The sequence below is a fragment of the Nocardioides sp. AE5 genome (assembly GCF_031844485.1).
Lineage (GTDB): Bacteria > Actinomycetota > Actinomycetes > Propionibacteriales > Nocardioidaceae > Nocardioides.
The window spans coordinates 1-23,797 of record NZ_JAUZVI010000003.1; the positions used below are offsets into that span (position 1 = coordinate 1).

At 68.6% G+C, this 23,797-nt stretch carries 22 protein-coding genes; 20 read left to right on the forward strand and 2 right to left on the reverse strand.

Going from position 1 to position 23,797, the window contains the following annotated elements; all coding sequences use genetic code 11:
• Window positions 1-33: 33 nt before the first annotated feature.
• Window positions 34-627 carry a DUF6891 domain-containing protein gene (locus tag Q9R27_RS05770; protein WP_311251400.1) on the forward strand — a complete coding sequence of 198 codons (594 nt, stop codon included), beginning with the start codon at window positions 34-36 and terminating at the stop codon, window positions 625-627.
• Here the strand turns inward: Q9R27_RS05770 and Q9R27_RS05775 are convergent.
• Entirely contained in the window at window positions 617-1,630 is a 1,014-nt protein-coding gene (locus tag Q9R27_RS05775; protein WP_311251401.1) for a nitronate monooxygenase, read from the reverse strand. The genes Q9R27_RS05770 and Q9R27_RS05775 overlap by 11 nt on opposite strands.
• Before the next feature lie 54 nt (window positions 1,631-1,684).
• On the opposite strand from Q9R27_RS05775, the gene pdxT reads away from it, so the two are divergent.
• The 10 genes from pdxT (at window position 1,685) to Q9R27_RS05825 (ending at window position 10,822) form a co-directional block, all read left to right on the forward strand.
• Window positions 1,685-2,281 carry a pyridoxal 5'-phosphate synthase glutaminase subunit PdxT gene (gene pdxT, locus Q9R27_RS05780; protein WP_311251402.1) on the forward strand — a complete coding sequence of 199 codons (597 nt, stop codon included), beginning with the start codon at window positions 1,685-1,687 and terminating at the stop codon, window positions 2,279-2,281.
• A gap of 11 nt (window positions 2,282-2,292) precedes the next feature.
• A complete protein-coding gene (locus tag Q9R27_RS05785) occupies window positions 2,293-3,066 on the forward strand; it encodes a YebC/PmpR family DNA-binding transcriptional regulator (protein WP_311251403.1) in 774 nt (257 codons plus the stop codon).
• 124 nt (window positions 3,067-3,190) lie between these two features.
• Window positions 3,191-3,709, forward strand: coding sequence for a crossover junction endodeoxyribonuclease RuvC (ruvC, locus tag Q9R27_RS05790; protein ID WP_311251404.1), 519 nt, complete (start codon window positions 3,191-3,193; stop codon window positions 3,707-3,709).
• Between the two features lie 28 nt (window positions 3,710-3,737).
• Window positions 3,738-4,340: a Holliday junction branch migration protein RuvA gene (gene ruvA / locus Q9R27_RS05795; protein ID WP_311251405.1), complete on the forward strand. Its 603-nt coding sequence runs from the start codon at window positions 3,738-3,740 to the stop codon at window positions 4,338-4,340.
• Window positions 4,341-4,342: 2 nt separating this feature from the next.
• Window positions 4,343-5,413 (forward strand): Holliday junction branch migration DNA helicase RuvB, encoded by a 1,071-nt coding sequence (gene ruvB / locus Q9R27_RS05800; RefSeq protein ID WP_311251406.1) that lies wholly within the window; start codon window positions 4,343-4,345, stop codon window positions 5,411-5,413.
• Between the two features lie 49 nt (window positions 5,414-5,462).
• A complete protein-coding gene (yajC, locus tag Q9R27_RS05805; RefSeq protein WP_311251407.1) occupies window positions 5,463-5,756 on the forward strand; it encodes a preprotein translocase subunit YajC in 294 nt (97 codons plus the stop codon).
• Window positions 5,749-6,291 carry an adenine phosphoribosyltransferase gene (locus Q9R27_RS05810; protein ID WP_311251735.1) on the forward strand — a complete coding sequence of 181 codons (543 nt, stop codon included), beginning with the start codon at window positions 5,749-5,751 and terminating at the stop codon, window positions 6,289-6,291. The genes yajC and Q9R27_RS05810 overlap by 8 nt, the downstream gene beginning before the upstream one ends.
• Before the next feature lie 36 nt (window positions 6,292-6,327).
• Window positions 6,328-7,761, forward strand: coding sequence for a glyceraldehyde-3-phosphate dehydrogenase (locus Q9R27_RS05815; RefSeq protein WP_311251408.1), 1,434 nt, complete (start codon window positions 6,328-6,330; stop codon window positions 7,759-7,761).
• Between the two features lie 44 nt (window positions 7,762-7,805).
• A complete protein-coding gene (locus Q9R27_RS05820) occupies window positions 7,806-10,100 on the forward strand; it encodes a RelA/SpoT family protein (protein ID WP_397219650.1) in 2,295 nt (764 codons plus the stop codon).
• Window positions 10,097-10,822, forward strand: coding sequence for a DUF998 domain-containing protein (locus Q9R27_RS05825; RefSeq protein ID WP_311251409.1), 726 nt, complete (start codon window positions 10,097-10,099; stop codon window positions 10,820-10,822). The genes Q9R27_RS05820 and Q9R27_RS05825 overlap by 4 nt, the downstream gene beginning before the upstream one ends.
• On the opposite strand, the gene Q9R27_RS05830 is transcribed toward Q9R27_RS05825, so the two are convergent.
• Entirely contained in the window at window positions 10,740-11,978 is a 1,239-nt protein-coding gene (locus Q9R27_RS05830) for a DUF349 domain-containing protein (protein WP_311251410.1), read from the reverse strand. The two genes, Q9R27_RS05825 and Q9R27_RS05830, sit on opposite strands and share 83 nt — an antisense overlap.
• 26 nt (window positions 11,979-12,004) lie before the next feature.
• Here Q9R27_RS05830 and Q9R27_RS05835 point away from each other — a divergent pair, with 26 nt between their 5' ends.
• The 9 genes from Q9R27_RS05835 (at window position 12,005) to Q9R27_RS05875 (ending at window position 23,794) form a co-directional block, all read left to right on the forward strand.
• Window positions 12,005-12,769 carry an MBL fold metallo-hydrolase gene (locus tag Q9R27_RS05835; RefSeq protein WP_311251411.1) on the forward strand — a complete coding sequence of 255 codons (765 nt, stop codon included), beginning with the start codon at window positions 12,005-12,007 and terminating at the stop codon, window positions 12,767-12,769.
• Window positions 12,766-14,139 (forward strand): histidine--tRNA ligase, encoded by a 1,374-nt coding sequence (gene hisS / locus Q9R27_RS05840; protein ID WP_311251412.1) that lies wholly within the window; start codon window positions 12,766-12,768, stop codon window positions 14,137-14,139. The genes Q9R27_RS05835 and hisS overlap by 4 nt, the downstream gene beginning before the upstream one ends.
• 60 nt (window positions 14,140-14,199) lie before the next feature.
• The gene (gene aspS, locus Q9R27_RS05845; protein WP_311251737.1) at window positions 14,200-15,978 is read left to right on the forward strand and encodes an aspartate--tRNA ligase; all 1,779 of its coding nucleotides are present in this window, start codon (window positions 14,200-14,202) and stop codon (window positions 15,976-15,978) included.
• A 119-nt stretch (window positions 15,979-16,097) separates the two neighbouring features.
• Window positions 16,098-17,108: an ABC transporter permease gene (locus Q9R27_RS05850; protein ID WP_311251413.1), complete on the forward strand. Its 1,011-nt coding sequence runs from the start codon at window positions 16,098-16,100 to the stop codon at window positions 17,106-17,108.
• A 91-nt stretch (window positions 17,109-17,199) separates the two neighbouring features.
• On the forward strand, window positions 17,200-18,930 hold the full coding sequence (locus Q9R27_RS05855; RefSeq protein ID WP_311251414.1) for an ABC transporter substrate-binding protein: 1,731 nt from the start codon (window positions 17,200-17,202) through the stop codon (window positions 18,928-18,930).
• Window positions 18,931-19,042: 112 nt separating this feature from the next.
• Entirely contained in the window at window positions 19,043-20,041 is a 999-nt protein-coding gene (locus tag Q9R27_RS05860) for an ABC transporter permease (protein WP_311251415.1), read from the forward strand.
• A gap of 10 nt (window positions 20,042-20,051) precedes the next feature.
• The gene (locus tag Q9R27_RS05865; protein WP_311251416.1) at window positions 20,052-21,095 is read left to right on the forward strand and encodes an ABC transporter ATP-binding protein; all 1,044 of its coding nucleotides are present in this window, start codon (window positions 20,052-20,054) and stop codon (window positions 21,093-21,095) included.
• Window positions 21,095-22,297, forward strand: a complete 1,203-nt coding sequence (locus tag Q9R27_RS05870; RefSeq protein ID WP_311251417.1) for a dipeptide ABC transporter ATP-binding protein — start codon at window positions 21,095-21,097, stop codon at window positions 22,295-22,297. The genes Q9R27_RS05865 and Q9R27_RS05870 overlap by 1 nt, the downstream gene beginning before the upstream one ends.
• Window positions 22,298-22,429: 132 nt before the next feature.
• Window positions 22,430-23,794 carry a replication-associated recombination protein A gene (locus Q9R27_RS05875; protein WP_311251418.1) on the forward strand — a complete coding sequence of 455 codons (1,365 nt, stop codon included), beginning with the start codon at window positions 22,430-22,432 and terminating at the stop codon, window positions 23,792-23,794.
• The last annotated feature ends 3 nt before the right edge of the window (window positions 23,795-23,797 follow it).

The following is a 23,797-nucleotide window of genomic DNA, read 5'->3' on the forward strand; positions in this document are numbered from 1 at the left end:
CTTGCTCTGGCCCGATCCTGATTGACTGATTTCATGCGTCTAGGTCCCCGCTCCGGCTCCGAATCGCGCAAGCGCCGGGAGGAGCACGTACGTCTCTTCGTGCGCGACAACCTCCGCGCGGGTCTGCTCAATGACGCCGCGTTGACGGAGGAGGTGGAGCGCGCCTTCCGCGACGAGTTGCCCTGGCTGCCGGTGGAGACGGGACAGGAGTGGCTCGCCGAGGAGCAGGATTCATGGCTCGCCGACGCTGCGTCGTGGCCGGAGACCACCGACCACGACCGGCTCCAGGCAGCATTCGCCGACCTGGAGACCGCAGGTGTCGTCGTACTCCAGGGCTGCCTGGACCACTGGGCTGCGCGCGAGGTGCTCCGCACACGTACGCCGGAGCGCGGCGTTGCCTGGTTCCTGCCGCAGGACGTCTGGCACGCCGTCGACGCCGGCATGCTCGAAGTCAACGTGTGGCATGTCAGCGGAGCCAACGTCGCTGCCGGCGACGACCTGCTCGACCTCGTGGTCGCCTCCTTCGCCCGCCACGGCCTGGCTGCACACTTCGACGAGGGCCGGGTCGAGGTGGCAGCGCACTGGCAGCGGCGCCCGGGCAGTTTCGGCGCGATGATCAACCGTTGAGTGCGGAAACGACCTCGGCCGCGCGGGTGAATCGGGCCCGCCCAACGCCCGCGCCAGCCCACAATGCCATCGCCTGCACATCCCCTGCAGCTGCGGCCGCAGCCCGGATCGGCTTCGTCATGTGATGCACGTTCGGGTACGCCGACGGCGCGGTGCCGTCGTACTCGCGCACGAAGTCATTGACCAGCGCCCGGGCGAACCGTCCGCTGAAGGCCCGGGTGACCACGGCCGAGGTGAACTCGCCCGAGGCCAACGCAGCCTTGTGGGCCGCGGGCGCCCGGGACTCCTCGCAGGCGAGGAAGAGTGTCCCCGCGGCGACCGACTCGGCGCCAGCTGCCAGCAGCGCACGCACGGCTTCGGGGCCATCGACCCCGCCGGCGGCCATGACCGGCAGACCCGTCGCCGAGGCCACCGCACGCGTTACCTCGACTGCCGTGAGCGTGTTGGGCACATCCGAGACGTTCCAGGGGCCACGGTGGCCACCTGCCTCGAAGCCCTGCGCAATGAGGAAGTCGGCGCCCAGCCCCGCGGCCTGTTGCGCCTCGTGTGCCGAGGTGACGGTGAAACCGATCCGCGTGCCCACCGCCTGCAACGCCGCCACCGACTCGGGAGGCACCGAACCAAAGGTCAGCGACACCGCGTCCACCGGGTTGGCCACCAACCACGCAACCTTCTCCTCGAAGGCATCCGTGTCGTGGACCGGCTCGCCCGGCGTGGTGCCCAGGCGCGCGGCAACCGGTTCCAGCGTCGCGCGATAGGCCGCCAGCGACGGCGCCAGTTCGAGGGTCCGGTCGACCTGCGGCGTGAACAGGTTGACCGCCACGGGCGCATCGCACAGCGCGCGGTACGCCGCCACCTCGTCGGCCATCGCAGCAGCGGAGAGATACCCCGCTGCGAGGAAGCCCAGCCCGCCGGCCGACGACACCGCCGCAGCCAGTGCAGGCGTGGACGCCCCGGCCATCGGGGCGCAGATGACCGGGCAGGGACGATCGAGGAACGACATGGTTCGAGGGTAGGCACCCGCAACGCCCCACGGCACCGGTGGGATGATCCCGCCATGCCTGCCACCATTGGAGTCTTCGCCCTCCAGGGCGACGTCCGCGAGCACCTGCACGCCCTGACCAACCTCGGCGCGGAGGCGATTGGCGTACGTCGGCCCGCCGAGCTCGCCCGCTGCGATGGGCTGATCATCCCCGGCGGCGAATCGACCACGATGTACAAGCTGGCCCGCACCTTCGAGCTCTTCGAGCCACTCCGGGAGCGGATCGCCGAGGGGATGCCGACCTTCGGCACCTGTGCCGGGATGATCATGCTGGCGGGCGAGGTCCTCGACGGCACGGCCGACCAGGAGACGCTCGGCGGCCTCGACATCACGGTGCGGCGCAACGCCTTCGGGCGTCAGGTCGACTCCTTCGAGGGACCCGTCGCATTCGACGGATTCGCCGACCCGGTGCACGCCGTCTTCATCCGCGCGCCGTGGGTGGACCGGGCAGGCGAGGGCGTTGAGGTGCTCGCCCGGGTCGAGCAGGGCCCCGCAACAGGTAGGATCGTCGCTGTCCGCGAGGGCCACCTGATGGCAACGTCCTTCCACCCTGAAGTGAGTGGGGACGACCGGATCCATCGCTACTTCGTGGACATCGTCGAGCAGTCTTAGACAGGAGACCAATGGCCGGCCACTCCAAATGGGCAACCACGAAGCACAAGAAGGCGGTCATCGATGCCAAGCGCGGCAAGCTCTTTGCCAAGCTGATCAAGAACATCGAGATCGCCGCCAAGATGGGTGGTCCTGACCCAAGCGGAAACCCCACCCTCTTCGACGCCATCCAGAAGGCGAAGAAGCAGTCGGTGCCCAACAAGAACATCGACTCAGCGGTCAAGCGCGGTGGTGGTCTCGAAGGTGGCGGCGTCGACTACGAGACGATCATGTACGAGGTCTACGGCTCGGCCGGCGTCGCGCTCCTGGTGGAGTGCCTGACCGACAACCGCAACCGTGCCGCCATGGAGGTCCGCACTGCGGTGACCCGCAACGGCGGCACCCTGGCCGACCCCGGCTCGGTCTCGCGCCTCTTCACCCGCAAGGGCGTCGTGCTGGTGCCCAAGAGCCAGGACGAGAAGACCATCGAGGAGGACGACGTCCTCGAGGCCACCCTCGACGCCGGCGCCGAGGACGTCACCGACCACGGCGAGGCGTGGCGGGTGCTCTCCGAGGCCACCGACGTGGTCGCGGTCCGTTCCGCGCTCCAGTCGGCCTCCTTGGACTATGACTCCGCCGAGGTGGAGTTCGTCGCCAGCCTCGACATCCCCGTCGATGCGGAGGCCGCGACCAAGGTCTTCAGGTTGATCGACGCACTCGAGGACCTCGACGACGTGCAGAACGTCTTCTCCAACATCGACGTCCCCGAGGACGTGATGGCCGAGCTCGAGGCCGCCGAGGACTGAGCCCGCGCGTGTCGCGCCGCCCACTGTCGCACCCGGTTGTTAGCGTGTGTCCGAACAGGTGTTCGGACGCCGGGTGGCCATCATGGCCGCCGGCGATGGTTGCGGAAAGGGAAGGTGGCGCGGAATGCGCGTGCTCGGGATCGACCCCGGTCTGACCCGTTGTGGCATGGGTGTGGTCGACGGTGAGGTCGGGCGACCGCTCACCATGGTCGACGTCAACGTGCTGCGTACGTCGTCCGACGTGCCGGTCCCGATCCGCCTGGTCACCATCGAGAAGGGCGTCGATGCCTGGATCGAGGAGTACCAGCCCGACGCCGTTGCGATCGAGCGCGTCTTCGCGCGCTCGGACGTCAGCACCGTGATGGGGACCGCCCAGGCCAGCGGCATTGCCATGGTCTGCGCCGCGCGCCGAGGCATCCCCGTCGCACTGCACACCCCGAGCGAGGTCAAGGCCGCGGTCTCGGGCAACGGACGCGCCGACAAGGCCCAGGTGACCGCCATGGTGACCCGCATCCTCCGGCTCACCGCACCCCCCAAGCCCGCCGACGCGGCTGACGCACTGGCCCTGGCCGTCACCCACATCTGGCGCGGGGGAGCCCAGTCGCGGATCGAGGCCGCCCTCCTCAAGGCAGGCAAGCGTTGAGGACCACCACAGGCAAGGAGCACGCCCAGTGATCGCATTCGTCCGCGGCAAGGTCGCCGGGGTGACCCTCAACAGCGCCGTCGTCGAGGTCGGTGGCATCGGCCTGGAACTCATGTGTACGCCGGGCACGCTCGCCACCCTGCGCACCGGCGAGGAGGCACTGCTGCCCACCTCGATGGTGGTCCGCGAGGACTCGCTCACCGTCTTCGGGTTCCTCGACGACGACGAGAAGGCCTGCTTCGAACTCCTGCAGACCGCCAGCGGCGTCGGCCCCAAGCTGGCCCAGGCAGCCCTGGCCGTGCTCAGCCCGGAGGACCTGCGCAACGCCATCTCCGGGGAGGACACCAAGATGCTCACCCAGGTGCCCGGCATCGGCCAGAAGGGCGCCCAGCGGATCATCCTGGAACTCAAGGACCGGATCGGCGCACCGACCGGACGCCCGGCCTCGCGCAGCGGCGTATCGGCCCCGGCCACGGGCTGGCGCGAGCAGGTCCACCAGGGCCTGGTCGGGCTCGGATGGTCGGCGAAGGAGGCCGAGAAGGCGGTTGAGGCAGTCGCCCCCGACGCAGGGGACCAGCCTGACGTCGGCGCCCTGCTCCGCGCCGCGCTGCAGAGCATGCGAAAGGCGTGAGGATGGACCACCTGGACCGGCTCACCGAGGCAGAAGAGGCCGAGATCGCCCGGATCACCGCCGCCGACGCGGCCGGCGACGAACGGGCCATCGAGGCCGCCCTGCGGCCCCGGAGCCTCGACGAGGTGATCGGCCAGCAACGCGTGCGCGAACAACTCGGCCTGGTCCTGGAGGCCGCCCGCGGCCGCGGCAGGACGCCGGACCACGTGCTGCTCTCCGGTCCGCCCGGCCTCGGCAAGACCACCCTGGCCATGATCATCGCCGCCGAGATGGGCACCCCGTTGCGCCTGACCAGTGGCCCGGCCATCACCCATGCCGGTGATCTGGCCGCGATCATCTCCGGACTCAACGAGGGCGACGTGCTCTTCGTCGACGAGATCCACCGGATGTCGCGCGCGGCCGAGGAGATGCTCTACATGGCGATGGAGGACTTCCGCGTCGACGTCATCATCGGCAAGGGGCCGGGTGCCACCGCGATCCCGCTGGAGATCCCGCCGTTCACGCTGGTCGGCGCCACCACGCGCGCTGGCCTCCTGCCGGGCCCGCTGCGCGATCGGTTCGGGTTCACCGCCCACCTGGAGTTCTACGAGCCCGAGGACCTGGACCTGATCGTCAACCGCAGCGCCGGACTCCTCGACGTACACCTGACCCCGGAGGGATCCGCAGAGATCGCCGGCCGATCCCGCGGCACCCCCCGGATCGCCAACCGGTTGCTGCGCCGGGTCCGTGACTATGCCCAGGTCCGCGCCGACGGCACCGTCACCCGCGAGGTCGCCCAGAAGGCGCTCGACCTCTACGAGGTGGATGCCTCCGGCCTGGACCGCCTCGACCGGGGGGTGATCGACGTACTGTGCCGACGCTTCGGCGGCGGGCCGGTGGGCCTGTCCACCCTGGCCGTGGCGGTGGGGGAGGAGCGCGAGACGGTGGAGGAGGTCGCCGAGCCGTTCCTGGTCCGCAACGGCCTCCTGGCCCGTACGCCGCGCGGCCGGATCGCGACTCCGGCGGCCTGGGCGCACCTGGGCCTCACCCCGCCGGCCGCCCCCGTGACGGATGCAACTCTCTTCGAGGAGTGATCGCTGGTTAGACTGGCCCACGGTCCTGCCCCGAGCGTCTGAGGTTCCCTTGAACGACCTTTACTCCCTGCTGCCCATCATCGCGATCTTCGCGATCTTCTACCTGCTGGTGATCCGGCCGGCATCGCGGCGGCAGAAGGAACTCCGCGCCGTCCAGGCCGCGCTCAACGTGGGTGACGAGGTGATCACCAACAGTGGTTTCTTCGGCGTCATCGATTCGGTCGACGACGACAAGGTCGGCCTGCGGGTCGCCCCCGACGTGGTGGTCACCATCGCCCGGGCCGCGGTCGCGGGGATCCCGCCCAAGCACGACGAGGACGAGAGCCCCGTTGAACCTGACTGAGCGCGCCCGGGAGGCGGCCGAACGCCTCATCGCCGACGTCCCCGACTATCCCGAGGCCGGTGTCGTCTTCAAGGACATCACCCCGCTCCTGGCCGACCATGACGGGTTCACCGCCGTCGTGGACGCGCTCGCCGCGGCCGGGCGTGACGCCGATGGCCGCGTCGTGGTCGACAAGGTCGTCGGGATGGAGGCGCGGGGGTTCATCCTCGCCGCCCCGGTGGCGCTGGCCCTCGGCGTCGGGTTCGTCCCGGTCCGCAAGGCAGGCAAGCTGCCGCGCGAGGCGTACGGCGTCTCCTACGACCTCGAGTACGGTTCGGCCACCCTGGAACTCCACTGCGACGCGGTGGCCCCGGGGGAGCGCGTGCTGCTGGTCGACGACGTACTCGCCACCGGCGGCACCGTGGCCGCCACCCGCGAACTGATCGAGAAGTGCGGCGGCACGGCCCATGCGGTGGCCGTCCTGCTGGAACTGACCTTCCTGCCCGGGCGTGAGGCAGTCGGCGACCTGCCGCTGCTTGCGATCGGCCAGGTGTGACATGTGTACAACAACCACGAAACCGAGGAACGAGCCGTGACGTCTGACCACTTCGCCACCTGGAAGAGCCGCGAGGCCCTGGCCGAGGCCATGATCCCGATGATCGGCCAGCTCTACCGCGAGCGTGACGTGACCATCCTGGTCCACAGCCGCTCGCTGGTGAACAAGTCCGTGATCAGCATCCTCAAGACCCACCGCTACGTGCGCCAGGTCGAGGGTCGCGAGCTGGGCATCGAGGACACCATGCCGATCCTGGCGGCCGTGGCCGAGCTCGACCTCGGGCCTGCCCGCGTCGACATCGGCAAGCTCGCCGTTGCCTACGCCTCCAACGACGAGGGCCTCTCGGTCGCCGACTACGTCGCCCGCGCGCTCGCCGGGGCCACCGGCGAGGCGAAGATCGTCCAGGAGGGCCCGCGTGACGTCGTCCTCTACGGGTTCGGCCGGATCGGTCGCCTGGTGGCGCGCCTGCTGGTGGAGAAGTCCGGCTCGGGCAACGGCCTGCGGCTGCGCGCCGTGGTCGTCCGCAAGGCCGGCGACGACGACCTGAAGAAGCGCGCTTCGCTGCTGCGCCGCGACTCGGTGCACGGGGCCTTCAACGGCTCGATCCACATCGACACCGAGACCAACAGCATCTGCGCCAACGGCAACACCATCAAGGTGATCTACGCCAACGACCCCTCCGAGGTCGACTACACCGATCACGGCATCTCCAACGCCGTCCTGATCGACAACACCGGCAAGTGGCGTGACCGCGAGGGGCTGTCCAAGCACAAGCGTCCCGGCATCTCCAAGGTGGTGCTGACCGCGCCGGGCAAGGGCGACGTCAAGAACATCGTCCACGGCGTCAACCACGACACCCTCAGTGCCGACGACGACATCCTCTCCTGCGCCTCGTGCACCACCAACGCCATCGTCCCGGCGCTCAAGGCGATCAACGACGAGTACGGCGTCGAGCACGGCCACGTGGAGACTGTGCACGCCTTCACCAACGACCAGAACCTGCTGGACAACTACCACAAGGGCAACCGCCGCGGCCGCTCCGCGCCGCTCAACATGGTGCTCACCGAGACCGGCGCCGCCTCGGCCGTGGCCAAGGCGCTGCCCGAACTCGGCGGCCTGATCACCGGGTCGGCGATCCGGGTGCCCACCCCCGACGTCTCGATGGCGATCCTCAACCTGACGCTGAAGCAGGAGACCAGCCGCGACGAACTCGTCGAATACCTGCGCGAGACGTCGCTGCACTCGGCGATGAAGCGCCAGATCGACTTCGTCGCCTCCCCTGACCTGGTCTCCACCGACCTGGTCGGCTCGCGCGCGGCCTGCATCATCGACGCCAACGCCACGATCGTCGACGGCAAGCACGCGGTGGTCTATGCGTGGTACGACAACGAGTTCGGCTACAGCTGCCAGGTCGTCCGGGTGGTCCAGCACATCACGGGTGTGGAGTATCCGCTCTTCCCCCAGGACTGACGGGTGCAGGACTGATCCGGCCGGTCTCTGACTAGACTGGCGCAATGACCGACGACACGTCCGCCGCCGAGCCGATCGGCTCCCAGACGGGTCGTCGGATGCGCGCACGGCTGGCGCGGATCGGTTCGCGCCAGCAGGTCGGCAACCCGGTCCTCGAACCGCTCTTCCGTGCGGTGCGGGCCAACCATCCCAAGGCAGACCTGGCGCTGCTCGAGCGCGCCTACGTGACGGCCGAGAAGATGCACGGCCCGCAGATGCGCAAGAGCGGGGACCCCTACATCACCCATCCGTTGGCGGTAACCACGATCCTGGCCGACATCGGGATGACCGAGCCGACCCTGGTCGCCGCGCTGCTGCACGACACCGTCGAGGACACGGCGTACACGCTGGAGCAGTTGACGGCCGACTTCGGCGAGGAGGTCGCCCGCCTGGTCGACGGGGTGACCAAGCTGGACAAGGTCCAGTACGGCGACTCGGCGCAGGCGGAGACCATCCGCAAGATGATCGTGGCGATGTCGCGCGACATCCGGGTGCTGGTGATCAAGCTTGCCGACCGGCTGCACAACATGCGCACGCTGCGCTACGTCAAGCAGGAGACGCAGGAGCGCAAGGCCCGCGAGACCCTCGACATCTACGCGCCGCTGGCCCACCGGCTGGGCATGAACACGATCAAGTGGGAACTCGAGGACCTGGCCTTCGCCACCCTGCACCCCAAGATCTATGACGAGATCGTCCGGATGGTCGCCGAGCGGGCGCCGTCACGGGACCAGTTCCTGGCCGAGGTGATCGAGCAGGTGACCGCGGACCTGAAGGAGGCGAAGATCTCCGCGCGGGTCACCGGGCGCCCCAAGCACTACTACTCGATCTACCAGAAGATGATCGTCGGTGGCCGGGAGTTCTCCGACATCTACGACCTGGTCGGCATCCGGATCCTGGTCGAGGAGGACCGCGAGTGCTACTCCGCGCTCGGTGTCGTCCACTCGCGGTGGAACCCGGTGCTGGGGCGGTTCAAGGACTACGTCGCGATGCCGAAGTTCAACATGTACCAGTCCCTGCACACCACGGTCATCGGCCCGCAGGGCAAGCCGGTGGAGATGCAGATCCGCACCTTCGCCATGCACCGCCGTGCCGAGTACGGCGTCGCCGCGCACTGGAAGTACAAGGAGGACACCCGCAACGGGGTCGACACCGATCGTCGCGCAGGCACCGACGACGGGACCGACATGTCCTGGGTGCGCCAGTTGCTCGAGTGGCAGCACGAGGTCGAGGACCCGGGCGAGTTCCTGGAGTCGCTGCGCTTCGAGATCAACCGTGCCGAGGTCTATGTCTTCACCCCGCGCGGCGACGTGATCGCGCTGCCCACCGATGCCACCCCGATCGACTTCGCGTACGCCGTGCACACCGAGGTCGGCCACCACACCATCGGCGCCCGGGTCAACGGTCGCCTGGTGCCGCTCGAGTCACGCCTCGACAACGGCGACGTGATCGAGGTCTTCACCACCAAGGCCCCCAACGCCGGGCCCTCGCGTGACTGGCTCACCTTCGTCAAGTCGCCGCGGGCGCGCTCCAAGATCCGCCAGTGGTTCACCAAGGAACGCCGCGAGGAGGCGATCGAGCGCGGCAAGGAGCAGATCGCCAAGGTGATGCGCAAGGAGGGCCTGCCGATCAAGCGGCTGCTCTCGCACGAGTCGCTGACCCAGGTGGCCGAGGACCTCAAGCTCGCCGACGTCAGTGCCCTCTATGCCTCCGTCGGCGAGGGCAACCTCGGCGCCCAGACCGTGGTGCGCAAGGTCATCGACCTGCACGGCGGCACCCAGGGCGCAGCCGAGGACCTCGCCGAGGGCGTCACCATCACCGGGCGCCGCCACTCCCGCCGCCTGGCCGGTGGTGCCGACTCCGGCGTCGTGGTCAAGGGCGCCGACGGCCTGTGGGTCAAGCTCGCGAAGTGCTGTACGCCGGTCCCGCCCGACGCGATCCTCGGCTTCGTCACCAAGGGTGGGGGAGTCTCGGTGCACCGCGACGACTGCACCAACGCTGAGAGCCTGCGCTCCCAGCCCGAGCGGCTCATCGACGTGCAGTGGGAGCCGACCGCCAAGTCGACCTTCCTGGTCAACATCCAGGTCGAAGCGCTCGACCGCTCCCGGTTGCTCTCCGACATCACCATGGCACTCTCCGACGTGCACGTGAACATCCTCAGCGCGTCACTGACCACCGGGCGTGACCGGGTCGCCAAGAGCCGGTTCTCCTTCGAGATGGCCGACGCCCTCCACCTCGACACGGTGCTGCGCGCAGTGCGCTCGGTGCCGGGGGTTTTCGACGCCTACCGCATCACCCAATGACCCGCGCGGTCCGGGACGCACGCTGGCGGCGTTGGCTGGCCTTGTTCACCATCGCCGCGGTTGTCGCCTTCGTGGCGCTGGACGTCGTCGCGTCCCGGCTCGCGGCCGAGGGGTACAGCATGCGGCGCGACTACGTCTCCAGCCTGGCCGCAGTGGGTTCGTCGGTCGGGCTGCTCGGCCAGTTGTGCCTGATCGCCTACGCCGTGGCACACATGGTCGCGGGCGCGGTGATGCTGACGGCCTGGCGGACCAAGGTCGCCGGCGCCTTCCTGGTCCTGGCCGGGATCCTCTTCACCGGGACTGCCGCCTTCCGCGCCCACTGCGGTGACGGTGAGGCAGGGTGTGGACTGGGGGAGCAGGGCAGCGCCGCGGGCGGCCCGGCTGCGCTCGAGGCAGGCATGCATGGCGTGATGGCCGGCCTCTATGCCCTGGTCATGTTCGCGGTCTTCGGGATCGCGGCCATCAGCGCGATCTGGGAGCGCGGCGCCACCCGGGTGGTGGCCTTGCTGGCCATCCCGTTCGGCTGGGCATCGTTCACCGGCATCGGCCAGATGGACGCCATTGGTGCCACCGGGGCGTGGGAACGGCTCTGGCTCGGCGCCAGCGTCGGGTGGCTGGTGGTGGTCGCGGTGGTGGCGCTCAGCCGGAGAAGTCCTGCGAGGCCCGCCGGGCCATCTCCAGGAACGCCTTGCGCGACTCCAGGTTCTCCTCCAGGTCCTTGACCTTCCGGGCGTCCTGGGCGGTGCGGGCAGCGGCCAGGTCAGCCTCGATGTCGGCGATCGCCTGCTCGAGCTTGCCGACCATGTCGTCAGCACGCGCCGACTTCTCCGGGTCGGACTTCTTCCACTGCTCGTCCTCGACCGAGCGGATCGCCTGCTCGACCTTGCGCATCCGCGACTCGAACGGCTTGATCTTGTCGCGCGGCACCTTGCCGGCCTCGTCCCACTTGTCGGCGATTTCGCGGAAGGCGCGCTTGGCGGCCTCGACGTCGGTGACCGGCACCAGTGCCTCGGCCTCGACGAGCAGCTTCTCCTTGACCTCCGCGTTGGCCTCGAACTCCTTGTCGAGTTCGGCATTGGCCGCGTCGCGGGCGCCGAAGAAGGCATCCTGGGCGCCGCGGAAACGACGCCACAGGGCCTCGTCCGCGTCACGTGGGGCCGGGCCGGCAGCCTTCCAGTCCCGCATCAGGTCCCGGAACCGTCCCGCGGTGGCTCCCCAGTCGGTGGAGGTGGCCAGCGACTCCGCTTCGGTGGCGAGCCGTTCCTTGACCACCTGGGCTGCCTGGCGCTTCTCGTGCTGGGCGGAGAAGTGCGCCTTGCGGTGCCGGGTATAGGTGGTGCGTGCCGTGGAGAAGCGGCGCCACAGGGCGTCGTCCTCGGACTTGTCCAGCCGGGGCAGCGCCTTCCACTCCTCGAGCAGGTCGCGCAACCGGTTGGCGCCGTTGCGCCAGTCGGTGGAGGTGGCCAGCTTCTCGGCCTCGGCGACGATCGCCTCCTTGCGGGTGCGCGACTCCGCGACCCGGGCGGCGCGTTCGGCCTTGCGGGCCTCCCGCTGGGTGGCAATCACCTCGGTGGTGCCGTCCAGTCGGCGCAGCAGCGCCTCCAGGTCGCCGACCGCGTTGGCATCCTGGACCTGGTCGCGCACGGTGCGCACGGACTGGGTGGCCTCGTCGGGGGAGAGCGCACCGGAACGGATCCGCTTCTCCAGCAACTCGACCTCGAAGGAGAGCGCGTCATAGCGGTCGGTGAAGAACTTGAGCGCCTCCTCCGGGGTGCCCTCGGGATATTGCCCGACCGACCTCTCACCCTCCGAAGTGCGGACGAACACGGTGCCGTCCTCGGTCACCCGACCCCATGGGGACTCCTGCTGCGCGCTCATGGTTGCCCATCGTAGTCAAAGACCTGATGGGCCTCGCTAGGCTGACCCCGTATCGATCCTCCCGCGACGAAGGGCTCACCGTGTTCCTTGCCGGCTTTCCTGCTGGCCAACTGGCTGCCAATTGCTATTTCGTCGGTGCCGAGGCCGGCGGCGAGTGCGTCATCATCGATCCCGGCCAGGACTCTGCCGAGGGGGTGGACCGACTCGTCGCCGAGCACGCGCTCAAGCCGGCGGCGGTCCTGGTCACCCACGGTCACTTCGACCACATGTGGCAGGCACAGGTGGTCGCCGACAAGTACGACGCCCCGTTGTGGATCGGTGCCGCCGACCGGCACCTGCTCGCCGACCCGATGGCAGCCATCTCCAACCAGTCCGCGGCCATGTTGCGCGCCCAGTTCGGCATGGGTGACCTCCCCGACTTCCGCGAACCGGGCAAGGTCCACGAAGCCGTGGAGGGTTCGGTGATCGAGATCGAGGGACTCACCATCGTCGTGGACCACGCACCGGGGCACACCCCGGGCACCGTGCTCTACCGGACGGCGTACGACGGGGACGAGGACGTCGAGCAGTTGATGTTCTCCGGCGACTTCCTCTTCGCCGGCTCGATCGGGCGCACCGACCTGGTCGGTGGCGACCACACCCAGATGCTCGAGTCGCTGCGCAACAAGGTGCTGCCGCTGGCCGACAACATCGTGGTCTTCCCCGGACACGGAGAGCAGACCTCGATCGGACGCGAGCGGGCGACCAACCCGTTCCTGCTCGACCTCCAGGACGCGGGGAGCGACCAGTGAGCCGCGCACCCAAGCCGCTCAGCGGCTTCCCCGAGTTCCTGCCCGCCCAGCGCCAGGTGGAGCGACAGGTGATCGAGAGCCTGTCCCGCACCTTCGAACTGCACGGGTTCGCCAACATCGAGACCCGCGCCGTCGAGCCGATGGACCAGTTGCTGCGCAAGGGGGACACCTCCAAGGAGGTCTACGTGCTCCGCCGGCTCCAGGAGACGGACGCCAGCAGCGACGCCGGGATGGGCCTCCACTTCGACCTGACCGTGCCCTTCGCTCGCTACGTGCTGGAGAACGCCGGCAAGCTCGAGTTCCCCTTCCGGCGCTACCAGATCCAGAAGGTCTGGCGCGGCGAGCGCCCCCAGGACGGACGCTTCCGGGAGTTCGTCCAGGCCGACATCGACATCGTGGGCCAGGGAACCCTGCCGTTCCACCACGACATCGAAGTGACCCGGGTGATGCTCTCGGCGCTGTCCGGCCTCACCGGGCCGAACGCCATCGGGCTCCCCGGATTCACGCTCCAGGTCAACAACCGCAAGCTGATCCAGGGCTTCTACACCGGCCTCGGCCTCAGCGCCGAGGACGGCGGGATCGACGAGGCGATGCGCCTGATCGACAAGCTGGACAAGGTCCCCGCCGAGCAGGTGCGCGCGATGCTCCTCTCCGAGGCCGGACTCAGCGAGGAGCAGGCCGATGCCTGCTTGGCCCTGGCCGCGATCAGCACGGACGACGACTCGTTCGTCGCCCAGGTCCGCGCGCTCGGCGTCACCAACGAACTCCTCGACGAGGGGCTCGACGAACTGGCCAAACTGCTGCGCGCCTGCGCACCGCTGGTAACCGACCAGGTCCGGATCCGGGCCGAGCTGAAGATCGCACGCGGCCTGGACTACTACACCGGGACCGTCTTCGAGACCCGGCTGGACGGCCACGAGTCGCTCGGCTCGATCTGCTCCGGTGGTCGCTACGACTCCCTGGCCAGCGACGGACGTACGACGTACCCCGGCGTCGGCATCTCGTTCGGCCTCAGCCGGGTCCTGGTGCCCTTGGTCAACAAGGGCGTGCTGGTCGCCAACCGCTCCGTGCCGAGCGCCGTGCTGGTCGCCCTGGCCGACGAGGCCTCGCGCGGCGAGAGCGATGCCGTCGCGGACCGGCTCCGTGCCCACGGCGTACCGTGCGAGGTGGCCGCCAGCGCCCAGAAGTTCGGCAAGCAGATCCGGTACGCCGAGCGGCGGGGCATCCCGTTCGTCTGGTTCACCGACCGCGATGGTGGCCACCAGGTCAAGGACATCCGGACCGGTGAGCAGGTCGCCGCGGACCCGGACACCTGGTCGCCGCCCGAAACCGACTTGAAGCCAACCGTCCTCCACATCGACAATCACTGATCACCCGATCAGCAGCAAGCCATCCCAGCAGACCAAGGAGCAACACCCGTGACCCTCCCCATGCGGACGCACCGTGCCGGCGCACTGCGCGCAGAGCACGTCGGCCAGACCGTCACCCTCTCCGGCTGGGTGGCGCGGCGGCGCGATCACGGCGGGGTGGCCTTCATCGACCTGCGCGAGTCCAGCGGCGTGGTCCAGGTGGTGATCCGTGACGAGGACGTCGCGCACAGCCTGCGCAGCGAGTTCTGCCTCAAGGTCACCGGCGAGGTCGTTGCCCGCGTCGAGGGCAACGAGAACCCCAACCTGGCCACCGGGGCGATCGAGGTCGTCGCCAGCGAGGTCGAGGTGCTCTCCGCGGCCGCCACGCTGCCGTTCCCGATCGACGACACCGCCTCGGCCAAGGGCGGCGAGGTCGGTGAGGAGACCCGGCTGAAGTACCGCTACCTCGACCTGCGCCGCAGCGAGCCAAACCGGATCCTGCGCCTGCGCAGCAAGGTGAACAAGGCCGCCCGCGACGTCCTGGACCGCCACGAGTTCGTGGAGATCGAGACGCCGACCCTGACCCGCTCCACGCCCGAGGGCGCCCGCGACTTCCTGGTGCCGGCGCGGCTGCACCCGGGCAGCTGGTACGCGCTCCCGCAGAGCCCGCAGCTCTTCAAGCAGCTGCTCATGGTGGGCGGCATGGAGCGGTACTACCAGATCGCGCGCTGCTACCGCGACGAGGACTTCCGTGCCGACCGGCAGCCCGAGTTCACCCAGCTGGACATCGAGATGAGCTTCGTCGACCAGGACGACGTGATCGCCCTGATGGAGGAAGTGCTCGCCGAGATGTGGGCGCTCGTCGGCCGCGAGATCCCGCGCCCGATCCCGCGGATGACGTACGCCGACGCGATGGCCCGCTTCGGTTCCGACAAGCCGGACCTGCGGATGGGCCTGGAGCTCGTCGAGTGCACCGACTACTTCGCCCAGACCCAGTTCCGGGTCTTCCAGGCGCCGTACGTCGGTGCTGTCGTGATGCCCGGCGGCGCGGACCAGCCGCGGCGCCAGTTCGACGCCTGGCAGGAATGGGCCAAGCAGCGGGGCGCGAAGGGGCTGGCCTACGTCACCATCGCCGAGGACGGCACCCTGGGCGGCCCCGTCGCCAAGAACCTCTCCGAGGCGGAGAAGGACGGCCTGGCCGACCACACCGGGGCGAAGCCGGGGGACTGCATCTTCTTCGCTGCCGGAGCCGCCAAGGGTTCACGTGCCCTACTGGGCGCGGCACGCCTGGAGATCGGGCGGCGCTGCGACCTGATCGACGAGTCCGCCTTCGCCTTCACCTGGGTGGTCGACGCGCCGCTCTTCGAGCCGGCTGACGACGCGGTGGCCAGCGGTGACGTCGCCGTCGGTGGGGGTGCGTGGACCGCGGTCCACCATGCCTTCACCAGCCCCAAGCCGGAGTTCCTCGACTCCTTCGAGGCCGACCCGGGCGCGGCCCTGGCCTTCGCCTACGACATCGTCTGCAATGGCAGCGAACTGGGCGGTGGCTCGATCCGGATCCACCGCGAGGACGTCCAGAAGCGGGTCTTCGAGGTGATGGGGATCGGGCCCGAGGAGGCCGAAGAGAAGTTCGGCTTCCTGCTTGAGGCGTTCAAGTTCGGCGCCCCGCCGCACGGCGGCATCGCGGTCGGGATGGACCGGATCATCGCGATCCTGTCCGGCGCCGACTCGATCCGCGACGTGATCGCCTTCCCCAAGTCGGGCGGCGGGTTCGACCCGCTCACCGAGGCGCCGGCCCCGATCACGCCCCAGCAGCGGAAGGAAGCGGGCGTCGACGCCCGCCCCCCGGCCGCCACCTGAGACCAGATCGTTACTCGCGGGTTATCGATTCGCGCCCCTGCGCCTCCTAGAGTCCCACTCGATGGTCGGGCATCTCCGTTCCGACCTGCTGTGGCAGATTCGAAGCGACGAGGTGGCAGATGACCGATGGGACTGGCGTTCACGTCGACGATTTCCGCGACCTGAACGATGAACCGACCAACCCGGTCGAGTCCAAGGCGGTCGTCAGCAAGTCCCCGACTCAGTTGGCCCTGGCGCGACTGCGCAAGGACCGGCTCACCATGGTCTCGGTCTACATCGTGGGCTTCTTCGTGGTGGCCGGGATCTCGGCGCCGATCGTGTGGTGGCTGGGCCTCATCGACCCGTTCACCACCGACACCGACCTGATCAACGAATACAGCCTGCCGATCGGGTCGTGGGGAGGCATCTCCGGTGACCACTGGCTCGGCGTGGAGCCGGGCACCGGGCGCGACACGCTGGCCCGGATGTGGCTGGGCACCACGCTGTCGTTGACCATCTCGATCTCGGCGACCGCGATCGCGATGTTCCTGGGCGTCGTGGCTGGGATCGTCTCCGGCGCCGGCGGCGGCTGGACCGACACCATCATCGGCCGGATCATCGACCTCACCCTGGCGTTCCCGCAGGTGCTCATGCTGCTGGCCCTGGCCACCGTCGGCATCGCCTTCGTCGAGGAGGTGCTCCACGTCCCGCACGGCAACCCCGCCGCCGCCGTCTACGTGGTCCTGGTCCTGGGCCTCTTCGGCTGGACCGGCATTGCCCGCATCGTCCGTGGCCAGGTGCTGACGCTGCGCGAGCAGGAGTTCGTCCAGGCAGCACAGATGATCGGGGCCTCGAAGTTCCGGATCTACTTCAAGGAGATCCTGCCGAACCTGTGGGCGCCGATCCTGGTCACCTTCACCCTGATGATGCCGGCCTTCGTCTCCGCCGAGGCGGCACTGAGCTACCTCGGCGTCGGGATCACCCCGCCCACCCCGACGCTGGGCAACCTGCTCACCGACTCGCTGCGCTATGCCGACAGCGTCTATGTCTACTTCTTCGTCCCCGCTGTCCTGATCGCGTTGATCGTCATCTCGTTCAACCTGCTCGGTGACGGATTGCGGGACGCACTCGATCCCAAGGGACACCGGTGAATCGGATCGCCGGGACCCGGAAGAAGAACTCGACGACACCGCGTCGTCGATCGTGGCGCACGCCGTGCGACACACTCCAAGGAGGAAGCAAATGGGTAAGAAACTGAAGCGGGGGGCAGCGGTCTTCTCCGCTGTCACCGTCGGCTTGACCCTGGCCGCCTGCGGCGGCGGGGGCGAGAGCGGTGGTGGCGGATCGAATGAACCGGGCGAGCCCGGCGGCACGCTGACCTACCTGCAGGCGTTCCCCTTCGAGAGCGCCGACCCGCACCGCATCTACTACGGCGTGCAGCTGGCCAACTGGCGGCGCACCTTCTATCGGGGCCTGGTTGCGTTCCCGATGTCGGAGGACCCGGACGTGTCGAACACCCCGGTGCCCGACCTGGCCACCGACACCGGCACCACCGAGGATGGCGGCAAGACCTGGTCCTTCACCCTGAAGGACGGCGTGAAGTGGGAGGACGGCACAGACATCACGTGTGAGGACGTCCAGTACGGCACCAGCCGTGTCTTCGCCAACGACGTCATCATCGGTGGCCCCAACTACACGCTGAGCTACATCGACGTCGAGGACTACCCCGGTCCCTACACGGCGACCGAGGAGCAGCAGGCGGCCTTCGAGGACGCGGTCAGCTGTGACGGCAAGACGGTCACCTTCCGGTTCAACAAGCCGTGGGCCGACTTCCCGCTCGCCGCGGCCGGCATGATGATGGTCGACCCCTACAAGGAGTCCTTCGACGAGGGCGCCAAGTCGCAGTGGAAGATCCTCTCCAACGGTCCCTACAAGGTCGAGGGTGGCACCTGGGACAAGAACAGCGGCGCCAAGCTGGTCCGCAACGACCAGTACGACCCCGCCACCGACGACCCGGAGGCACTGCGCCTCGCCCTGCCGGACGTGATCGACTGGCAGATCAACCCGTCTGACACCGCCGGTGAGCTCTTCAACGACCGGATGATCCAGGACGCGGGCAAGGACCAGACGGCGATCACCAACGCCCGGGTCACCGCGCCGCAGCTGCCGAAGGTCACCGGCCCGGTCGCCGAGCGCTACGTGAACGTCGACTCGCCGTTCAACTCCTACCTGGTGATCAACGCCAAGACGGTCACCGACCTCAAGGTGCGTCAGGCGCTGGCCATGGCCACCAACCTGAACGGTTACGTCAAGGCACTCGGTGGCGAGAAGGTCGCCTCCCCGGCCGAGACGATCGTCAACCCCGGCCTGCCGGGCGCGACGGACAACCCGGCGTTCGCTGACGACAACAACAACGACGGCAACTTCGACGGCGCTCGTGCGCTGCTCGAGGAGGCCGGCGCGGTTGGCTACGAGATCAAGCTCTCCTACCCGAAGACGCCCACCGCTGACAAGGCGATGGCCATCCTCAAGGAGGGCTGGGACAGCGCAGGGTTCAAGGTCACCCTGGACCCGCTGGGCGACACCTACTACGACGTGATCGCCTCGCCCGACAAGGACTCGGACGTCATGTGGGCCGGCTGGGGTGCCGACTGGCCGTCGATGATGACGATTCTGCCGCCGCTGTTCGACAGCCGGCCGAACATCTCGTCGACCACCTGTGGCAATGACTACGGTTGCTTCCAGAGCGACGAGTTCGAGGCCCTGGTCGACCAGGCCGCGAACGCTGGCACGGTCGAGGAGCAGGTCGAGTTCCTGCAGCAGGCCGACCTCGTCCTCGGCGAGCAGATTGCCTACATCCCGCTCGAGATCACGAAGTTCAACTGGCTCTACGGTTCCAAGGTCACCGGGTTCACCACCACCGCCGCCTCCGCGGCGTACCCGGAGCTCGGCCTGATCGGGGTCAGCAACTGAGCTGATGCTCCAACCGGTGCCGGGGCGGCGCATGCGCGTCGCCCCGGCACCACCCGGCGCGGGGAATCCCTTCCCGCCCGACCAGACCGACCAGTGAAGGTGGAATCTGTCCATGTGGGCCTACGCCGTGCGCCGTATCGCAATCGGGGCGGTGCTGCTGCTCGCCCTGAGCCTGGTGACCTTCGTCCTCTTCTTCGCGGCACCCGTCGACCAGGCCAAGTTCGCCTGCGGCAAGATCTGCAACAACGAACAGATCGCCACCACGGCGAAGGCCCTTGGCTACGACAAGCCCGTCTATGAGCAGTGGGGCAACTTCGTCAAGGGCATTGCGGTCGGCCGCGACTTCGACATGACCGGTGCCGGGCAGACGGAGCACTGCGCCGCCCCGTGCCTGGGCTATTCGAAGCTCAATGCCAAGACGGTCAATGAACTGATCGGTGAAGCTGCCCCGATCTCCATCTCACTGGCCGTGGTGGCGGTGGTGATGTGGCTCGTCTTCGGTGTCCTGCTCGGCATCGCCTCGGCGGTGACGAAGGGGTCGATCATCGACCGCGGCATCGTCGGCTTCACCCTGGTCGCCTATGCCTTCCCCTCCTTCTTCATCGGCGTCTTCATGCTGAAGTTCGTCGCGATCAAATGGGGCCTGGTGCCCTATCCGGCCTATTGGTCGATAGAGGAAGGGGGAGTGGGCCAATGGCTGGGCAACCTGTTGCTGCCCGCCTTCACTCTCGCCCTGCTCTTCCTGGCCAGTTATGTGCGGATGACCCGCGCCTTCGTCCTGGAGTCGCTGGGTGAGGACTACATCCGCACCGCGAAGGCCAAGGGGCTCCCGCGGCGCAAGGTGCTCTTCAAGCACGGCCTGCGGGCGGCATTGACCCCGCTGGTCACGATGACCGGCCTCGACTTCGCCAGCCTCCTGGGCGGCGCCATCATCACCGAATCAGTCTTCGCCTATCCCGGCCTCGGCCTGCTCACCGTCCAGGCATCGAACGCCTGGGACCTGCCCACCATCATCGGTGTGGTGGTGGTCGCCGGTGCCTTCGTGATCGTGGCGAACATCGTGGTGGACATCGCCTATGCCTTCATCGACCCGCGCGTGCGCCTCGCCTAGGAGGGTGGAGATGGAAGAGAAATTCCTCACCGTTGAGGACCTCAAGGTCCACTTCCCGACCCCGGACGGGGTGGTCAAGGCCACCGACGGACTCAGCTTCGGGCTCGAGCGCGGCAAGACCCTCGGCATCGTTGGTGAATCCGGATCCGGCAAGTCCGTCTCGTCGTCGGCCATCCTCGGCCTGCACCGCGGCACCTCGGCCCAGGTCAGCGGCAGCATTCGGATGGACGGGACCGATCTGCTCCAGTTGAGCAATAGCGAGATGGCCCGGCTGCGTGGCAAGGAGATCGCGATGATCTTCCAGGATCCGCTCTCCGCGATGCACCCCTACTACACCGTGGGCAACCAGATCGTCGAGGCCTACCGGGTGCACAACAACGTGTCCCGGAAGGCGGCGCGGACCCGGGTGGTCGAGATGCTGGAACTGGTCGGCATTCCCCAGCCCGACCGGCGCATCGACGACTACCCACACCAGTTCTCCGGCGGCATGCGCCAGCGGGCGATGATCGCGATGGCGCTGATCAACGACCCCGGCCTGGTCATTGCCGACGAGCCGACAACGGCCCTGGACGTCACCGTGCAGGCCCAGATCCTGGACCTCCTGCAGAACCTGCAGAAGGAGTTCAACACCGCGATCATCATGATCACCCACGACCTGGGCGTGGTGGCCGAGATGGCCGATGACGTGCTGGTCATGTACGGCGGCCGCGCGGTCGAGGTCGGACCGGTGCGCGAGGTGATGACCCACCCGCACATGCCCTACACGTGGGGCCTGCTGACCAGCGTGCCGGACATCACCGCCGACACCTCGGTGCCGATGGTGCCGATCCCGGGCAACCCGCCGAGCCTGCTGGACCCGCCGCCGGGATGTGCCTTCCACCCGCGCTGCGTCTTCAAGGACCAGGTGCCCGACAACCTCTGTTCCACCGAGTTGCCCGAACTGGTCCAGACGACCCAGGGCCATCTCAAGCGCTGCCACCTGGCCGACCCCGAGTCGATCTACGCCTCCGTCGTGGCTCCGCTCATCGACCCTGCGACGTCGGAGGAGAACTGATGACGACCGAATCCCTCGACGAAGTCCTGAGCCAGTCGCACGGGGCCGCTGAGCTCGACGCCGACGCCCCGCCGGTGTTGACCGTCGACAACCTGCAGATGTACTTCCCGGTCAAGTCGACCGGGCTGATCCGGCGCAAGATCGGCGACGTCAAGGCAGTCGACGGCGTCTCCTTCCAGTTGCATGCCGGGGCGTCGCTGGGGCTGGTCGGCGAGTCCGGCTGCGGCAAGTCCACGGCGGGCCGTGCCGTCACCCGGCTCTACAAGCCGTCGTCCGGGTCGGTCAACTTCATGGGCAAGGAACTGGCCACCCTCTCCAAGAAGGGTCTCAAGCCGCTGCGGCGCGAGGTCCAGATGATCTTCCAGGACCCCTACAGCTCGCTCAACCCGCGCCACCCGATCGGCGCCATCGTCGGTGCCCCGCTCCTGGTCCACAAGGTCGTTCCCAAGGACAAGGTGCTTGCGCGGGTCCAGGAACTCCTCGAGATCGTCGGGCTCAACCCGGAGCACTACAACCGCTACCCGAACGAGTTCTCCGGCGGACAGCGGCAGCGAATCGGCATTGCCCGGGCGCTGGCGCTGCAGCCGAAGGTCCTGGTCGCCGACGAACCCGTCTCGGCGCTCGACGTGTCGATCCAGGCCCAGGTGATCAACCTCCTGCAGGACGTGCAGAAGGAGTTCGACATCGCCTTCCTCTTCATCGCCCACGACCTGGCAGTGGTCCGCCACTTCTGCCCCGAGGTCGCGGTGATGTACCTGGGCAAGGTCGTCGAGATCGCCGATCGGGACACCCTCTACTCCCGGGCCCACCACCCCTACACCCAGGCACTGCTCTCCGCGGTGCCCGACGTGAAGCAGGCCTCCATCGGCGGCCGCCGCGAGCGGATCGCGCTCGAGGGCGACGTACCGAGCCCGATCAACCCGCCCTCGGGATGCCGGTTCCGCACCCGCTGCCCGTTGGCCCGCGAGATCTGCGCCCGGGTGGAGCCGCCGATGCTCCAGGTCGGCCCGCGCCACAAGGTCGCCTGCCACTTCGCCGGCGAACTGGGCAACCACCCCTATGACCCGGTGACCGCCCGGATGCTCGGTGTGGACAACGAGGGCAACCCGGACCCGGGCGCCAGCCCGTCCGAGATCCCGAACACCCCGGGCTTCTCCGACGTCTGGTTCGACCTGAAGGAACGCCGTACGGTCAAGCCCTGACCTGCCTTCCACGAACGCTCACTCGTTGCGCCTCGAAAGCTCAGTTGTTGGTGAACAGGTGTGCACCAACAACTGAGCGCTCGGACATCAACCGTTGAGCGTTCGTGGGGGAGAGGGTCATAGGGTGGCGGCGTGGACGGATTGTTCGAGGTCGCAGACGCGGCTGGCAAGGGGTCGCTGGCTGGGAACACCCACGCCTCCGCACCCCTGGCCGTGCGGATGCGCCCGCGCACCCTCGACGAACTGGTCGGGCAGCAGCAACTCCGGGCGCCCGGATCGCCGCTGCGCCAGTTGATCGAGGGCGACCAGTCGATGTCGCTGCTCCTGTGGGGACCGCCAGGCACCGGCAAGACGACGATCGCCTCCATCCTCTCCGGCCAGACCGATCGGGTCTTCGTGGAGGTCTCGGCGGTCGCAGCCGGGGTCAAGGAGGTGCGCGCCGCCATCGATGCGGCCCGGCGCCGCCTGGTCCATGACGGCCAGGAGACCGTGCTCTTCGTCGACGAGGTGCACCGCTTCACCAAGGCCCAGCAGGACGCGCTGCTGCCCGGGGTGGAGAACCGGTGGGTCACCCTGGTCGCGGCAACCACGGAGAACCCCTTCTTCTCCGTCATCTCGCCACTGCTCTCGCGCTCGTTGCTGCTGCGCTTGGAGTCGCTCACCGACGACGACATCCGCGCCGTACTGGAGCAGGCACTGGGCGACGAGCGCGGGCTCGCAGGCGGGTTCACCCTGGCCGAGGATGCGCTGGAACACCTGGTCCGGTTGGCCGGCGGGGACGCACGCCGCTCGTTGACCTATCTGGAAGCCGCCGCCGGAGCCGCCCGGGCAGCAGGGAGCACCACGATCGACCTGGCCACCGCAGAGACCGCCGTCGACCAGGCGGCGGTCCGCTACGACCGCGACGGCGACCAGCACTACGACGTGATCTCGGCGTTCATCAAGTCGATCCGTGGCTCGGACGTCGACGCCGCCCTGCACTACCTGGCCCGGATGATGGAGGCCGGGGAGGATCCCCGGTTCATCGCCCGCCGACTGGTCATCTCCGCCAGTGAGGACATCGGCCTGGCCGACCCCACGGCGCTGCCCACAGCCGTGGCCGCTGCCCAGGCGGTGCAGTTGATCGGAATGCCCGAGGCCCGCCTCAACCTCGCCCAGGCCACCATCGCACTGGCCGTGGCACCGAAGTCGAACGCGGTGATCAAGGCGATCGACGCGGCCAGCGCCGACGTCCGCTCCGGCAAGATCGGCCAGGTCCCGCCCCACCTGCGCGACGCCCACTACGCGGGGGCCAGGAAGGTGGGCCACGGACCGGGGGCGCCCAAGCCCTACATCTACTCCCACGACGAGCCGTTCGGGATCGCCGAGCAGCAGTACGCCCCCGACGAGATCGCCGATGCCCGCTACTACCAACCCACGGCGCTCGGCGCGGAGTCAGCGGTGCGGGAGCGGTGGGAACGGGTCCGCCGGATGATCCGGGGCAAGGGAGCGCGATAGGCT

What these genes read in the sequence shown, in the direction of transcription:
- Q9R27_RS05820 (WP_397219650.1), top strand. Translation starts at nt 7,806, where the DNA reads ATGACCGACGACACGTCCGCCGCCGAGCCGATCGGCTCCCAGACGGGT.
- Q9R27_RS05835 (WP_311251411.1), top strand. Translation starts at nt 12,005, where the DNA reads ATGGGCCTCGCTAGGCTGACCCCGTATCGATCCTCCCGCGACGAAGGG.
- Q9R27_RS05850 (WP_311251413.1), top strand. Translation starts at nt 16,098, where the DNA reads ATGACCGATGGGACTGGCGTTCACGTCGACGATTTCCGCGACCTGAAC.
- Q9R27_RS05830 (WP_311251410.1), bottom strand. Translation starts at nt 11,978, where the DNA reads ATGAGCGCGCAGCAGGAGTCCCCATGGGGTCGGGTGACCGAGGACGGC.
- Q9R27_RS05860 (WP_311251415.1), top strand. Translation starts at nt 19,043, where the DNA reads ATGTGGGCCTACGCCGTGCGCCGTATCGCAATCGGGGCGGTGCTGCTG.
- Q9R27_RS05785 (WP_311251403.1), top strand. Translation starts at nt 2,293, where the DNA reads ATGGCCGGCCACTCCAAATGGGCAACCACGAAGCACAAGAAGGCGGTC.
- pdxT (WP_311251402.1), top strand. Translation starts at nt 1,685, where the DNA reads ATGCCTGCCACCATTGGAGTCTTCGCCCTCCAGGGCGACGTCCGCGAG.
- Q9R27_RS05770 (WP_311251400.1), top strand. Translation starts at nt 34, where the DNA reads ATGCGTCTAGGTCCCCGCTCCGGCTCCGAATCGCGCAAGCGCCGGGAG.
- Q9R27_RS05825 (WP_311251409.1), top strand. Translation starts at nt 10,097, where the DNA reads ATGACCCGCGCGGTCCGGGACGCACGCTGGCGGCGTTGGCTGGCCTTG.
- Q9R27_RS05870 (WP_311251417.1), top strand. Translation starts at nt 21,095, where the DNA reads ATGACGACCGAATCCCTCGACGAAGTCCTGAGCCAGTCGCACGGGGCC.
- ruvB (WP_311251406.1), top strand. Translation starts at nt 4,343, where the DNA reads ATGGACCACCTGGACCGGCTCACCGAGGCAGAAGAGGCCGAGATCGCC.
- ruvC (WP_311251404.1), top strand. Translation starts at nt 3,191, where the DNA reads ATGCGCGTGCTCGGGATCGACCCCGGTCTGACCCGTTGTGGCATGGGT.
- aspS (WP_311251737.1), top strand. Translation starts at nt 14,200, where the DNA reads ATGCGGACGCACCGTGCCGGCGCACTGCGCGCAGAGCACGTCGGCCAG.
- Q9R27_RS05775 (WP_311251401.1), bottom strand. Translation starts at nt 1,630, where the DNA reads ATGTCGTTCCTCGATCGTCCCTGCCCGGTCATCTGCGCCCCGATGGCC.
- Q9R27_RS05855 (WP_311251414.1), top strand. Translation starts at nt 17,200, where the DNA reads ATGGGTAAGAAACTGAAGCGGGGGGCAGCGGTCTTCTCCGCTGTCACC.
- Q9R27_RS05865 (WP_311251416.1), top strand. Translation starts at nt 20,052, where the DNA reads ATGGAAGAGAAATTCCTCACCGTTGAGGACCTCAAGGTCCACTTCCCG.